General features: G+C 65.0%; 18 protein-coding genes and 1 pseudogene. 9 read left to right on the top strand and 10 right to left on the bottom strand.

What is annotated here, in order from left to right:
- Positions 1–161: 161 nt before the first annotated feature.
- The gene (locus C5E41_RS03655) at positions 162–650 is read right to left on the bottom strand and encodes a M15 family metallopeptidase (RefSeq protein WP_104374539.1); all 489 of its coding nucleotides are present in this window, start codon (positions 648–650) and stop codon (positions 162–164) included.
- 158 nt (positions 651–808) lie between these two features.
- Between C5E41_RS03655 and C5E41_RS03650 the strand changes: the two genes are divergently transcribed.
- Both C5E41_RS03650 and C5E41_RS03645 read left to right on the top strand, forming a co-directional pair.
- The gene (locus tag C5E41_RS03650) at positions 809–1,393 is read left to right on the top strand and encodes an NADPH-dependent FMN reductase (RefSeq protein ID WP_104374398.1); all 585 of its coding nucleotides are present in this window, start codon (positions 809–811) and stop codon (positions 1,391–1,393) included.
- A gap of 10 nt (positions 1,394–1,403) precedes the next feature.
- Positions 1,404–1,871: a YybH family protein gene (locus C5E41_RS03645; RefSeq protein WP_104374397.1), complete on the top strand. Its 468-nt coding sequence runs from the start codon at positions 1,404–1,406 to the stop codon at positions 1,869–1,871.
- 16 nt (positions 1,872–1,887) lie between these two features.
- On the opposite strand, the gene C5E41_RS03640 is transcribed toward C5E41_RS03645, so the two are convergent.
- Complete coding sequence (locus tag C5E41_RS03640; protein ID WP_258080712.1) at positions 1,888–2,139, bottom strand: hypothetical protein; 252 nt, start codon at positions 2,137–2,139, stop codon at positions 1,888–1,890.
- Between the two features lie 118 nt (positions 2,140–2,257).
- Here C5E41_RS03640 and C5E41_RS03635 point away from each other — a divergent pair, with 118 nt between their 5' ends.
- Positions 2,258–2,446, top strand: coding sequence for a hypothetical protein (locus C5E41_RS03635; RefSeq protein ID WP_104374396.1), 189 nt, complete (start codon positions 2,258–2,260; stop codon positions 2,444–2,446).
- 53 nt (positions 2,447–2,499) lie between these two features.
- On the opposite strand, the gene C5E41_RS03630 is transcribed toward C5E41_RS03635, so the two are convergent.
- The 5 genes from C5E41_RS03630 to C5E41_RS03610 form a co-directional block, all read right to left on the bottom strand.
- On the bottom strand, positions 2,500–3,204 hold the full coding sequence (locus C5E41_RS03630) for an ESX secretion-associated protein EspG (protein WP_104374395.1): 705 nt from the start codon (positions 3,202–3,204) through the stop codon (positions 2,500–2,502).
- A gap of 3 nt (positions 3,205–3,207) precedes the next feature.
- Positions 3,208–4,566 (bottom strand): WXG100 family type VII secretion target, encoded by a 1,359-nt coding sequence (locus tag C5E41_RS03625; protein ID WP_104374394.1) that lies wholly within the window; start codon positions 4,564–4,566, stop codon positions 3,208–3,210.
- Positions 4,567–4,568: 2 nt separating this feature from the next.
- Complete coding sequence (locus C5E41_RS03620; protein WP_181063081.1) at positions 4,569–5,207, bottom strand: DUF3558 domain-containing protein; 639 nt, start codon at positions 5,205–5,207, stop codon at positions 4,569–4,571.
- Positions 5,197–5,568 carry a hypothetical protein gene (locus C5E41_RS33175; protein ID WP_146097454.1) on the bottom strand — a complete coding sequence of 124 codons (372 nt, stop codon included), beginning with the start codon at positions 5,566–5,568 and terminating at the stop codon, positions 5,197–5,199. The genes C5E41_RS03620 and C5E41_RS33175 overlap by 11 nt, the downstream gene beginning before the upstream one ends.
- Before the next feature lie 237 nt (positions 5,569–5,805).
- The gene (locus tag C5E41_RS03610) at positions 5,806–6,018 is read right to left on the bottom strand and encodes a hypothetical protein (RefSeq protein ID WP_104374391.1); all 213 of its coding nucleotides are present in this window, start codon (positions 6,016–6,018) and stop codon (positions 5,806–5,808) included.
- Positions 6,019–6,782: 764 nt separating this feature from the next.
- On the opposite strand from C5E41_RS03610, the gene C5E41_RS03595 reads away from it, so the two are divergent.
- The 3 genes and pseudogenes from C5E41_RS03595 to C5E41_RS03585 form a co-directional block, all read left to right on the top strand.
- A complete protein-coding gene (locus C5E41_RS03595) occupies positions 6,783–7,652 on the top strand; it encodes a helix-turn-helix domain-containing protein (protein WP_104374388.1) in 870 nt (289 codons plus the stop codon).
- Positions 7,649–7,861: a DUF397 domain-containing protein gene (locus tag C5E41_RS03590; protein ID WP_104374387.1), complete on the top strand. Its 213-nt coding sequence runs from the start codon at positions 7,649–7,651 to the stop codon at positions 7,859–7,861. Before C5E41_RS03595 ends, C5E41_RS03590 begins: the two co-directional genes overlap by 4 nt.
- A 57-nt stretch (positions 7,862–7,918) precedes the next feature.
- Positions 7,919–8,092 (top strand): annotated as a pseudogene (locus tag C5E41_RS03585) (DUF397 domain-containing protein); the annotation flags it as partial.
- 316 nt (positions 8,093–8,408) lie between these two features.
- Here the strand turns inward: C5E41_RS03585 and C5E41_RS03580 are convergent.
- Positions 8,409–9,185: a DUF3558 domain-containing protein gene (locus tag C5E41_RS03580; RefSeq protein WP_104379730.1), complete on the bottom strand. Its 777-nt coding sequence runs from the start codon at positions 9,183–9,185 to the stop codon at positions 8,409–8,411.
- 337 nt (positions 9,186–9,522) lie between these two features.
- Here C5E41_RS03580 and C5E41_RS03575 point away from each other — a divergent pair, with 337 nt between their 5' ends.
- Together C5E41_RS03575 and C5E41_RS03570 are read left to right on the top strand one after the other, a co-directional pair.
- Positions 9,523–10,254, top strand: a complete 732-nt coding sequence (locus C5E41_RS03575) for a dienelactone hydrolase family protein (RefSeq protein WP_104374385.1) — start codon at positions 9,523–9,525, stop codon at positions 10,252–10,254.
- Between the two features lie 339 nt (positions 10,255–10,593).
- Positions 10,594–10,749, top strand: coding sequence for a hypothetical protein (locus C5E41_RS03570; RefSeq protein ID WP_181063578.1), 156 nt, complete (start codon positions 10,594–10,596; stop codon positions 10,747–10,749).
- 129 nt (positions 10,750–10,878) lie between these two features.
- On the opposite strand, the gene C5E41_RS03565 is transcribed toward C5E41_RS03570, so the two are convergent.
- Together C5E41_RS03565 and C5E41_RS03560 are read right to left on the bottom strand one after the other, a co-directional pair.
- Positions 10,879–11,142, bottom strand: coding sequence for a hypothetical protein (locus C5E41_RS03565; protein WP_104374384.1), 264 nt, complete (start codon positions 11,140–11,142; stop codon positions 10,879–10,881).
- Between the two features lie 220 nt (positions 11,143–11,362).
- The gene (locus tag C5E41_RS03560; RefSeq protein WP_104374383.1) at positions 11,363–11,770 is read right to left on the bottom strand and encodes a PPOX class F420-dependent oxidoreductase; all 408 of its coding nucleotides are present in this window, start codon (positions 11,768–11,770) and stop codon (positions 11,363–11,365) included.
- A 364-nt stretch (positions 11,771–12,134) separates the two neighbouring features.
- Between C5E41_RS03560 and C5E41_RS03555 the strand changes: the two genes are divergently transcribed.
- Positions 12,135–13,361, top strand: coding sequence for an FAD-dependent monooxygenase (locus C5E41_RS03555; RefSeq protein WP_181063079.1), 1,227 nt, complete (start codon positions 12,135–12,137; stop codon positions 13,359–13,361).
- The last annotated feature ends 56 nt before the right edge of the window (positions 13,362–13,417 follow it).

The raw sequence follows: 13,417 nt of genomic DNA, 5'->3' as shown, positions 1-13,417 counted from the left end.
TCCATCGCTTCGAGCGTCCCGGCCCGCCTGCCGGGAAACCGCCAGACATTTACAGTGCCCCATCCGCGAGTGCGCCACACCGGTTATGGACAGGACAATCGGCGTGTCTCCGAAAGTTTGCTGAATCGCGGTTGGTAGCTATCCGATTCGCGAGTTTCGCGCTACCGGCGCGGACGGACACTGGCGTCGGGCCACCGGGGCGGGCAGGCGCCGCCGGGGAAGGTCTGCAACTCGAAGTGCCACCACTCGTTGTCGAACGTCCGGCACAGCCCCCACCGATTTCCGTTGTCCTGCAACCACTGTGCGCCCTGCTGCGGGCCGACGTCGATGGCCTTACCGGTCACGTGCGTGGATTCGTCCGGCGGCAGCACCCACCGCCGCGCGGCGTCGGGACCGCCGTAGGTGGCGATGCCCTGCTCCCACAGCTGTTCCTGTTCGTCGCGGGTGCGGTGCCCGGACACGATCTCGAGCGGCACGCCCTGCTGGTGGGCCTGTCGTTCGGCCATCGTGTAGGCGGCGGCCAGCAGCGGATCCAGTCCCTCGGTGCCGGCGGCGAACGCGGTATGGGTGGGTTCGGCCAGACCCGGTCCCGCGGCCCCGGCCAGCGCCACACCGACCACCACGGCTGTACCAGCAAGTCCTCGCAGCATGGGACCGATCGTAACCAGCGCCGATCCGTACATCGCGCAACCGGGCCCCGGCCCACCGTCGCGACCGCGAGCCGCCGAGCACAACCGCCACCTGACATTCCGGGCGGCTGCGTCGTCGGAAGGACGTACCAGTTTTCAGCCATCCAGGAGTTCCGCAAATGACCAGAATCGGCATCATCCTCGGCAGTACCCGTCCCAACCGCAACGGTGCGCAGGTTGCGCAGTGGGTTCTGGACTCGGCATCGCGTCGCAGCGACGCCGAGTTCGAACTGATCGATCTACGCGATCACCCGCTGCCGCATCTGGACGAGCCGGTGCCGCCGGTGTTCGGCCCCTCGGTGCATGCGCACACCAGGGCCTGGGCCGAGCGGATCGCACCGTTCGACGGTTTCGTGCTGGTGACCCCCGAATACAACGGCGGGATGCCGGGGGTGCTGAAGAACGCCCTCGATCACGTGTTCGCGGAGTGGGTCGACAAGGCGGTCGGATTCGTCTCCTACGGCGCGAACGGCGGCGCCCGCGCGGTCGTACAGCTGCGGGCGGTCTGCAGCTCGCTGGGCATGGCCGATGTGGGCTATCAGGTCTCGATCTCGGTGCTCACCGACTTCGAGAACCACACCACGTTCACCCCGCGGGACCACCATGCCGCCGCGTTGGACAAGACACTGGACCAAGTCATCGCGTGGAGCACCGCACTGGCTCCGCTGCGGGCCGGCGCCGAAACCACTCTCGCCAATTCCTGAGGAGCCGAACATGACCGTATCCAACGACTTTCAGTCCCGCGCCGACCGCATTGCGGCCGACGAAGCCGAGATCCGCCGGCAGATCGACCGGGTGGTCGACGGACTGCGCGCCAAGGATCTCGACGCGGTGCGGCGTGTATACGCGACCGACGTCGTGTCCTTCGATGTCGAGCCGCCACTCCAGCACGTCGGGGTCACCGCGAAACTCGACAACTGGGCCAAGGTGTTCCTGTTCTTCGAGAACGTGGACTACGAGATTCGCGACCTGACGTTCACCGTGGGCGAGGACGTGGCATTCGGGCACGCCTTCGCCCGGCTGCACGGCACGATGAAGAACGGGGTGGCCAACAGCGGTATGTGGGTCCGGGTCACCTACGGAATGCGCAAGATCGACGGTGCCTGGCTGATCGCGCACGACCAGGTGTCGGTACCGTTCGACATCGCCAGTGGCACAGGCGTCGTCGATCTCGAACCCTGACCGGGCTTCCGCGGTGTCAGCCGGATGAGACGGCTTCCTCGTAGGCGCGCAGTGTCGTGATGACCAGGGCCCGCTGCTCCGCGGTCAGCGGGCCCAGCGCGGCGCGCCACCCCCGATCCGCGCCGCCGAGCCAGTCCGCCACGGCCGTTCGGTGCGCGTCGACGATCGCGACGAGGGTGCGCCGCCGGTCGTTGTCGTCGGTTCGGCGTTCCAGGACGCCCTGGCGGCTCAGGTCGCCGATCATCAGGCTCACGGTGGTCGGCGCCACCTCCAGTCGCCTCGCTAGTTCGTTGACCGTGAGCGGCCGTCGAACAGCACGTACCTCAACAACGACAGATGGCGCGGTGCCAGATCGAACGATCGCAAGGCGTCGGGAAATCCGCGCAGTGCTGGCGCACCAATCGTTCGACCTCGCCATGGTGGGCGGGGCGGTGCGAGCCATTCCCGAGCACACCCTGCTGTTCGAGCGCGTAGTCAACCTCGTCGTCGACGCGGTGCCGGGAATCCGCTTCCGCTTCAGCACCTCCCCCGAAACCACCCTCGACGCTCTCCGCAGAGCAGCCGCACCCGTCTGAATTCCACGATCACCAACAGGTCGAGGGGTCGACTCGGCCCTGCGGCGGCCTTGTCAGCCCGTCGTCAGACGCACGACCACCCGGTCCAGCTCTCCGCACGGATCGATGTGGAAATCACCATGTCGGCGGGTATAGGTGTAGCGGCCGTCGTTTTCGACGTCGAACCAGCTGACGTACCGTGGCGGGAACGGGCGAGTACTGCGGCGATCTACACGAATTTCGATGTGGCCGTGGGCTGTTCGCGGTGCCGACAGCAATGTGCGGATGCGGTGCGCGACGGCGGGACTATCGTGGACGAGGGCGCTTACCGGGCCCGGGTCCTGTACTCGCTCCCAGGTGTCGACCAGCGGTTTCGTGGCTCCGGCGGGTTGTTTCCCGGCGACGGCGGCGAATACGCGAGCAACGAGATCCGGCGTTCCGACTTCGACGACGATATTGCCACCGGTTTCCGGCTCGGGCCCGGGCCGCTGGACGACACTGACTCCGATATTCGCGGTGATCGCTCCGTAGGCGCGCAGCGGCTTCTTCCGAAACCCCACCATCACGAGCGAGGTGTCCGGGTCGGCTGCCGTCTGCAACACCGGCAGCAGATCCGGGTCTTCACGGACCGGAAAACGCAGTCGCAGTTGGTGTTCGAGCGTCTCCCACTCCAACTGGGAACCGACCTCCGGGCGAACGGTGAGCGGTGCCGGAAAGCGATCGAGGCCGAGTTGATCCCAGGCGAACATGAACTCCGCCTGAGTGAACTCCCATTTCATGCGCTACCAGTCGCTCTCGGTCTGCTTGCGTCGCTGCGGGGGGTCATCCGCATAGGCACCGAATACCGGCGGCACCGCGGGTGGCGGGTCGCCGATCAGGTCGGCTTTGTTGCGTTCGTGAACGAGAAGATCGGGATTCCCCTTGCGCTCCTTGTCTTCTTCGCCTTTCCCCTTCGCACCGGGCATCCCCATGCCGGGCAGACCCGCCGCCCCTGCGGCCGCCGCAGCGGGGCGGCCGAGCGCACCGAGCTTGCCGAGCGGATCTCCGGCGCCTGGCACGCCGGGCACACTGCGCCCCGGGCCGCCAGGGCTCGACGGGCCGCCGGTCCGGCCCGGCCCACCGGCGTACCCGGGAACCCCACCGAGGCCACTGCCCGTCCCGGACCCGCTGGTGCCGCCGAGCCCGGCGGGCGTCGTTGCGGTGGAATCGAGTCCGGCCGGTGTCGTGGAACTCGCATCCCGTGTGCTGCCGGCCGGGGAAGTCTGATTCGATGCCGCGGCAGCCGGATCGGTTCCAGGCTGCTGGTCGCCGGCACCGGTCCCGTCACCGGTCCCGGATCGGTTGTCGCCACCGGGTTTTTGGTGGCCGTCCACCGTTCCACCGGTGTCGCCACCGGGCAGGCGACCCCCGACTCCCGGCGGATTGACGCCACCACCGTCATCGGGTGCCGTGGGCGGCGTGAACATCGGCACCTGTTGTCCCGCTGGCTGATACGTGGGTACGTAATGGTTCACCATCGCCCACTGCGCGGCCTGTTCCTCCGATGAGCCGGTGGTCACGGCTCCGACCGCATCCTTGGGGCTTTCCGCACCGTCGACCGTCGGAATGGGTTTCGGCGGCGGCAGCGGCGGAACTTGCGCCTTCACGACGTCGGCGCCGTAGGCGGCAGCTTCGATGCGCGACATCACACTCTGTGCGACGTTGTGCATCTCCGCCATCTCGTTGGTGAATCGCTGGGTCGCCGCGATAACCGCATCGGCCGCTCGCCCCTCCCACCCGGCGGCAACGCTCTTGTGCACCTTGGCATTCAACGCCATGTTGTTGAACAGAGTGGCGTCGGCGGTCTTCTTCCATCCTTGCGCGAATTGATGCATGAGACCAGGCTTCATCTGCGTAACCCCGGCCAGAATCGCGTCATGCGACATGGAGCGAAAGGGTTCCATCACCGCTGCCGGAATGTAGTCCGGATCATGGTCGACATTCCCGGCCGCTTTACCCTCATCCGCAGCCGACCGCTGATAGAACTGGGCTGCATTGCTTTTCGGGACCAGCTTGGGGTCCAGGGTCGGATCACCCGTGTTGACCGCGTCGATGATGCCGATGATAGGCGGAGTGGTACCCGGCTTCGAATCATCGCCCATGATCAGTTGTCCTTACCGATGTAGGGCTCGAGGGTTTCGGCCATCTCTGTCACTCGGTCGCAGGGTTTGATGCCGGTGCCGATCCCTTGCGTACTCAGGATGTCCGTGAGCCCGAAATAACCTGCCTTCGTCTCGATGTCGACCGAGCATTCGTTGTCACCCGTCTTTTCAGAGGTTAGGATCGCCTTCCGCCCATTGATTGTTGTGTCTTGCGTTCTGCCCGCGTACTTCTGCCTCACCTCATCAAGCGTGACGTTGCCCGAGTCCATCTGAAGAGACTCGTCCCGGTTCTTGACGTCGCAGGTCAGAAATGTGTATTCGGCGACGATATCGGAGCCCCGTTCGCGTGCAGACGGATCAAGCCCGAGCTTGGCGAACGGTTGGTCTGGAATCCATGTACACGGATCGAATATCACCTTCGGTCTGCCAGACGTCTTGGTATAGTCGTTGTCCTGCGATGGCGGTTGCAACCTCGATGCTGTTAACGTTGCAGGCGTCGATGTAGTAGTGACGCCCAACGCGTCACTAGCTGCTTCCTCGGGGGAGTTCTCGGTGGAGCTACAGGCCGGAACAAATGAAATTGTCGCCAGCGTCGAGACGAACAAAATAATACGTGCCAGTGAACTGTTCCTAGTTTTCACGCATACTCCTGTTCGCAGCTTTGATCGCATCCGCGTTGGAGGCCTCCGCTTCGTCGATCAAACTGGCTGATTGATATATTGCGGCCGCCATGCGGTGAGCTGATTCTTCCGCTGTCTTGTATGCATCGAATGCCTGGCAAGCCTTTTGCTCGAAACCCTGCTGCAACCGTTTCGACGATTCGAAGCCACCGAAACCATCGAGGCGTTGGAGCCGCCGCAGCTCGTCCTGCCGCGCAACCATCTCCCCCGCGAACCACTCGTAGTGCCCCGCAGCCTCGCGCGCCGCATCCGGCGTCAGCGTGAACCGCCCTGTGGACACAGCCTGTGACAGCTCCGCTGCCGCGTCCCTCCCCAGCGCCATACCGACCTCCCACCCGAAACCATGTCGCGCGCCCATACAGTTCGACGCATCAGACTACTCGACGGTTCCGATCGGCTCCTGCTGTCATGCCCGCCCGGTGCCCAGCACAGCGGCGAACTGCCGTCGACTTCCTGATCCTCGGCTCCGCTACCAGCCGTTGCGGTCGTCGGATGCCACGCCCGCGGAAAGATGGGGCAGCTGCGCCGAGAGCTTCTGAACCGCTCCGACGAGGACAGGTCATGAATCGAGCCATTGTTCGATCCGGTCGAGTTCGGTGGTAGAGAAGATGTCCTCGCGGTATTCGCTGTCCAGCAGTTTCCATTCGTAGCGCGGTGCGGCACTGCCGACGAGGACGTAGCCGGCGGCTTCGGCGCGCGCAGCGAGTTCACGGATTCGATCGACCGGCGGATCTGATTGTGCCGCTGGGACATTCGCATCGTGATCAGTCATTGTTCTCGCTCCATATGGTGTTGCGGCGGGTGGAATCGGGATGGATACGGCCGGCCGCGACGAGTGCCGCGAAGGCCGTGCGTTTACGCGGGCAGTCGTGGTCGCGATGGAGCCGCATCCAGGTGTGCGCCTCGGTCAGAGTGAAGGGCCGGTCCGGCTGGGCGCAGCTCCATTCCGTGGGCCATCGGACCGCCGGCGACCTGCTGCCGGGTCGATTCGGTCGATACAAGCGATCCGGGCGCGGGGCATGATCTCGCGGCCAGATGCATCCGACCGCGAGTAGCACTACCCCACAACCCGACAGCACCGTGACGATGCTCGACAGGGCGTTCCATGTCCCCACCGATCGCTCACTCGTCACCGATGTCGTTCGGGTGCAGGCTGTTTGCGAGTTCGTTCAGTCCGGCGATGGTTGGCTCTCCTTCGATTGCGTTGGGCTGATAGGCAATTCGCGGCCGACGCTCGCCGGGTCGGTACAACTCGGCTATCATGAGCGGTAGCCGCGGTACAGGGGGGCGGATTCCCCGCCTGCTGCCGCAATTGCTCAGGCACGAGCGATTCGTTTGGTTCCTCTGTTTATGCGGGCCGCTGTAGCGGCCGTGGATTTCGCGTCGGTCTCAGTAGCAGCACCAGAACACCATCGACCGGCCCGGACTGGTTGCGCGACGCGAAATCTCGTGGGAAGTAACGCAAAGCACCAGGACGGATTACAGGAATCTTCAGACACCGTTTCAACTCAAAACGAAACAGATAGGGGGCACTAGATGGCCGAAACCGGGGAACCACTCTCCCTGCCGAAACGCCAGCTCGGTTACTACCTCCGGCAGGCCCGGGAGGAGATAGGCATGAGTCTGGCGGAGGCTGCGGCGCATATCGGACGCTCAGCGCCCACTCTGATGCGTATCGAGAAGGGGCTCACCCAGAAGCTGTCGGTTCCCGAGATCGAGGCGTACTGCCGGCTGTACGAGTTCGATGAGGAGAAGAGCGATGCGATGAAAGGACTTGCCCAGCAGGCTAATACACAGAACTGGTGGCACGAGTACGACGATCTGATTCCGGCCGGCTTCGACATCTACGTGGGGTTGGAGACCGCCGCGCAGGAGATTGCCACGTACCAGCCCGAACCGATCCCCGGCCTACTTCAAACCCCCGACTATGCCCGGGTACTTTCGCGAAACGCATTGCCGAACGGCACGGATGACGCGATCGAACGGCATGTCCAACTCAAAATTCGACGGCAACTACTCATCACTCGCAAGGTCCGGCCGGTGGGAATGCAACTCATCGTTCATGAGGCGGCTCTTCGTCGCGTCGTCGGAAGCGGCAAAGTGATGAGCTCCCAGGTGCGCCACCTGGCAGATATAAGTACACGCGCGAATATCGACATTCGGATTCTTCCGTTCACCGCGGGCGTGCCGGTAGGCGAAGCGATCGGTCCATTCGTGATGCTGCGCTTCGGCCACGCCAACCACAACGTCGTATACGCGGAAACCTACACGGGTGATCTGTATTTGGAGAAACCTGCTAGCGTCCGTCGGTACGCTGAAGCATACGAGGTCATGCAGTCTGCCGCACTGGATGCGGCACGCAGCAGGATCACCTTACGGCAGATAGCGAAGGAGCATCTAGGGTGAGCGCTGATCTATCCGGTGCGAAGTGGTTCAAAAGCAGTCGAAGCGGGGGTACGAAGGAGTGCGTCGAAGTCGCGTTCCTCGACAGTGGCACGGTCGGCGTTCGTGATTCCAAGAACCCGAACGGCCCTGCACTCGTTTTCGCCGCTGATGCGTGGGACGCCTTCACCGGCAACCTACGTAACGGTGGGCTCGACCGACCGTTCGCGTAGTCGAGATGGAGGCGTGAAGTAAACGTCGACCCAGCCGGAGCATGGTGGTTCAAGAGTACCAGGAGCAATGCAACGAAGTATTGCGCCGAGGTCGCGTTTCTGAAGGTTCCCCGGGTCGGCGTCCGCGATTCCAAGAATCCGAATGGGCCCGCCCTCGTCGTCACCGGCGACGAGTGGGATACCTTCACCGGCAGCGTGCGCAACAGCGTGCTCAGCCGACCGCGAGCGTAGCCGACTGCGTCTCACCTCTCGGTCACCACGATGGCCTCGCGGTGCGCATGACAGTCGGACACGTCTGTCCGGCCTCACCCTGCGCCGAGAATGCGACGGTCTTCCGGCCCACGTTCGCAATGCCGTTGCCGCGCTGGTGGATCCGCGGCAGTTGACGTTGAACCCCGGCCGGGCGGTAGGCCGACGCCCGGCCTGATCCACAGCTCGGACGGGGTTTGGCGCGACATGCGGCTCCACGCCGACGGACGGAACACCCTCGTTGATCGAGATCGGTGTTCTGGCCCGAACTACCTCCGACCGCCACGCATCGTGAGCGTCAATTGTCCGCTCCGATGGTCGGTTCGATCAGGTCGACCAGTTCGGTCATCTTGTCGCAGACATCGTTCGGGCCGGCGGGAAGGGCCCGCCGGTTGAACACCACGTAGCCGGCTTTCGTCTCCAGGTAGACAGTGCACGAGGCCCCGTGGCCGGCGTCGACAAGTTGGAAGCCGGTTCGCCCATGGGCCCGGATCGGCGTTATCCGTGGGTTGTTGGCGGTGGATTCGACTTGCTGTCGCCGTTGGTCGAGGGGCACATTGGTTGATGCGATCCAAAGGTCGAACTTTTCGTAACCAGGCCCCTTGGCATCATCGCGGAACTGGCACCCCAATGTCACGGTGGCACCATTGATTTCGTCGAAGCGCTGGCGGCTCGCAGGATTGTACCCCGCTGCTGAAACGAAACTGTCAGGAATCCGAGTGCACGGGTCGTACGTCACCCGGGGATCGACATCCGGCCCCTGCATCGGGGGCTGCACATTCGGTGCGGTCAATGTAGTCGCAGGCAAAGGCGGAATCGACGGGCCAGAAGGAGCCGAGCGCCCACACCCCGCCGACACCAGCAATCCAACACCGAAAAAAGCGCGTGCGACAAACGTCATCAATAGCGGGAATATGTTCGTGTCATGGACCGCCTCCCCCAGCTTGCCGAGACCGATGCCGGCCTCACGCAACGACTCCGGCGTTATCTTCATCAATGCCCCCAGAACTAGATCCTGCATCGAGACCTCGGCAAGATCGTAACAGCGGACGCCGACGGTCTGCGGACTGCTCACCAGGCCTGTCCAACGTGTGAAAGCTATTGCACTACAACGATTGTGGAGGATTGCGTCCCACACTTTCGTTGCCGATCGACATGGCGTCGAAGAAAGCGATACGACTCGCGACCGGCCGGCGTCTTGGCTCGACGGTTTGCGTGCCGCGTTGACGGAGCCCCCGCAATAATCTGTTGGCACACCGCCCCGACCACTGCTACTTTTCCGGAGACCGTGCAAGAGAACGAGGAGGTGGTACCCGTGAACGCAGTATCGACATGGGTGCTCCCCTCAGGGGTCACGGTCGGGCGATAGGTCGTCCGGGAGCGCCGCGAAAGCACTCCCGAAAGGCACGACCATGCAATTCACCTCCGAACAGCGTCTCGGCGACGATGTCCTCGAACGCCAGTTCACCCTCGGCGAGATCCCCGGCATCCTGTGGACGCCGACATCCGCCTCCGCACCGACACCGCTGATCCTGCTCGGCCACCCCGGCGGACTGGACAAGATGTATCCCCGTGTAGCGGGCCGGGCTCGGCACGCCGTGGCGCACGGCTACGCCGCGGCCACCATCGAACTCCCCGGCAGCGGTGACCGGCCCCGTTCCGCCGCCGCCGAGCAGGCCCGCGCCGATCTGCGCCGGACAGTCCAGGCTGGCGAGCCGGTCGACGACGAGATCGTGGACCGGCTCGTCCTACCTTTGGTCGACAAGGCGGTACCGGAATGGCGGGCCACCCTGGACGCCCTTCTGTCGCGCCCCGAGATCGGCGGCCCGGTGGGGTTCTCGGGAGGGGTGATCGCCATCGGACTCCGGCTCGCGGTCGTCGAGCCGCGCATCGCGGCTGCCGTCTTGTTCGCCGGAAGTTTCGTGCCCCGCAGCATGTTCGACGAGGCCCGGCAGGTCACCATTCCGCTGCTGGTCCTGCTGCAGTGGGACGACGAAGGAAACGACCGGCAGCAGGCCCTCGACCTGTTCGACGCCTTCGGCTCGAAGGAGAAGACGCTGCACGCCAACATGGGCAGGCACACCGGCGTCCCGCGATTCGAGGGAGACTACGGAACCCAGTTCTTCGCACGGCATGTGAAGTGACGCAGGGCGATCGCAGCGGCACCAGTTCTTGACTGCGACGGCGCCTCGGCCGGGACACACCCGGCGCCATCGCCCCAGCGCCCAGACGACCGTCGTTGCAGTGTCAGCAGCTGTCGCCTCGATGACGGTGGCGGGCGATCGGAGCTGACCCGATCGGGCGGCGCCGGCCGATCGGGTCAGCACGCCCGCGAATCATGCGAGGCGGGCTGTCAGTTGCCGGGAGGAGTTCGGGCGATGTCGCCGATCGTGTGCGTCAAACGCGATGCCGCCTCGTCGATGTCGTGAGCCGACAAGGCCTGGTTGACGATCAGCTAATCCTCGATGTTGTCACTACACGCGATGACCGACGCCTTCACCGCGGCCGGATTCCGCATCGGCGTCATCAGCGAACCGCCGGCGCTGCCCGCCGCTCGCGATCTGATCCCGGAGGTGCTCGGCGAGAGCGCCGACAACAGGTTCCTGTGCTTCCTGTACTTCGTCCTGCACGCCGACTGACAGCCGCAGCCTGGCCCGCGAAGTCGCCGAACGGCTGTCGGCACCCCGCCATGCTGGAATATCGCTACGGGGTGGGCGCTGGATCTGTTCGTCGGCCCCCTCGTCGACGCCCGCCGGGTTCAGCCCGGATCAGGAATCGTTGTCCTTGCGAAGTTCGTCCGGTGGTTTGTTCTCGGTGATCTGCTCATCGACCGAGTCGGCGAAGGCGGTACCGGCGACCATGCCGTCGGTACCGGGTACGACGACGCTGGCCCGGGCACCGGGCTCGTAGATCTCCTCCAGCCTGTCGGCTTCCTTCTTGGCCCGCTCCCGGGTTTCCCGATCCGGTTCCGGTGCGACCGTCTCGGCGGGCTTGGCGGTCGACTCCGACGCATCCGATGTGTTCTCCGTCATAGTCGTGTGATGCCCGCCCTTCCTGCTCTTACACGGGCCTGGAAACATCGGAGCCGGCATTCGACATCGGTGCCGGTGGAGGGAAATCGCGGATGCGTCTCGCTGGCCGGACCACTGCCATTGAATCCCGGCCATCTCGGAGTCCCGGTGTGGCGCGGCGTGTGATATCCACCAGTGAACCTGGCGACCGGGCCGACCCGCGACATCGACCGGCGCGGCGCTACATGACGCCTGCGGGCTTGCGACTGGTGAAGTCGAAGGATCCGCTGTCGATACCCCAGGAGATGATCCGTTCGGGGTGGATGCGGATGACCGCGCGTTCCTGGGGCGGGAACGGAGGCTCCTCGTCGTCGAGCGCAACAGCGGTGCCACGCACCTCGATGCCGCGAATTTCGTAGGGCTCCAAGGAAACCTGCTGATCGACGACGAACGACACGCGGCTACCCGCCTCGACGTTGCGATACTTTCGGCTGGCGCGCATGCGCATACCCCCGATGTCGATGGTGCCGTCCGCGTTCACCCGATAGTTGGTCGGGTTGTTCTGCACGACGCCGTCGGGCGACACCGTGGCGAGGCGGCCGATTCCGGCCTCGGCGAGGAACTTCAGTTCGTTGATGGTGAAGGTCATGTCAATTACTCCTCGGTGAACTCGAATCACGGTGCGTCTCCTGAAAGCTATCAACGCTAGCGACTGGAGCGACGGTAACATGTGTCGCGATAGATTGTCTAGCGCCGCTATACTAGCGTCCGCGGCCTGAGCGTTACGCTCGAATCACCAAGCTGCACAGGTGGTTCCGCCCAAGCGAACACAGCGGCGTCGGCAGCACCGATGAATCCTCCGCCGCCCCGCCGTCGACACCTCTGGAGACACCGACAGCACTGGGCCCGGTCCAGCGCGGGAAGAAGCACAGGGAGGCAACGATGGGCACCAACGGACCCGAGCAGAGGCACACGCGCCGTTCGATGATCGGCACGTGTGAGCAGGGGGCACTGTGAGCGGCACCCGAGTGTTGGTGACGGGAGCGAGCATCGCCGGGCCCGCGCTGACCCACTGGCTCGTCCGGCGGGGCGCCGAGGTGACCGTGGTGGAGCGGGCACCCGAGCTGCGTCCCGGCGGTCAGGCCGTGGACGCGCGCGGAGTGACCAAAGAGGTCATCCGGCGGATGGGACTCGACGCGGCGGTGCGCGCCGCGCGCACCGAGACCGCCGGCGCGCACACCGTAGACGCGAACGGCACAGTGCTGGAGACATTTCGCGCGGACGACGACGGCGGCGACGGATACATCTCCGAGATCGAAATCCTGCGCGGGGACCTGTCCCGGGTGCTCTACGACGACACCCGCGACAGTGCCGAGTACATCTTCGGCGATCGGATCGCCGAGCTGACCCAGGACTCGGACGGGGTCGACGTCGTCTTCGCAGGCGGCGATCGGCGGCGCTTCGACCTGGTGATCGGGGCGGACGGGCTGCACTCGGCCCTGCGCGCGATGGTCTTCGGCCCGCGCGAGCAGTTCATCCGTCACCTCGGGCAGGCACTGGCGTTCTACACCGTGCCCAACGAGTTCGGGCTCCAACGCTGGCTGATCGATTATCAGGAGTCCGGGCGGTCCGCCGGTCTGCGACCCCTCCGCGACGCCACCCAGGCGATGGCCATGTTCTCCTTCTCGGCCACCGACCTCGACGTCGACTACCGCGACGTCGAGGCCCAGAAGCGTCTGCTCCGAGAGCGGATGGCCGGCATGGACTGGTTGACTCCGCGCATCCTCGCGCATCTGGACGACACGCCGGACTTCTATCTCGACCAGGTCGCCCAGGTGGTGATGGACCGGTGGTCCAGCGGCCGGGCGGGGTTGCTCGGGGACGCGGCGTTCAGCTCCTCACCGATGTCCGGTCAGGGCACCGGGCTGGCCCTGGTCGGCGCCTACCTGCTGGCCGGAGAATTGGCCGCCGCCGACTGGAACCCGGCGATCGGATTCGCCCGCTACGAGGAACAGATGCGCCCGTATGTCGAGGCCAACCAGGAAATCGGCCGTTTGCACGCGCGCAGTCGTGAGGTCCCCACGCCCGAGTCCGAGCCGAGCCCCGATTTCACCGGTGCCTGGTTCGCCGAACTGATCGAACGCGCGCTCAACGGCGTCGAACTGCCCGACTACGCGGGGGTGCCCGACTCCGGGGTCACGGCCACACCACCGACCACATCATCGGCCGGACCTCGGTAGGACTCGAAGGCCTGGTCACCGGCCCACTGGACGTCCGGGTCCTCGAAGCAGTTCCC

It is taken from the genome of Nocardia nova (assembly GCF_002933465.1).
In the GTDB taxonomy this organism is placed as follows: domain Bacteria; phylum Actinomycetota; class Actinomycetes; order Mycobacteriales; family Mycobacteriaceae; genus Nocardia; species Nocardia nova_B.
Note: the sequence above shows the minus strand (reverse complement) of the source record. Positions and strands in the feature narration are given on the sequence as shown.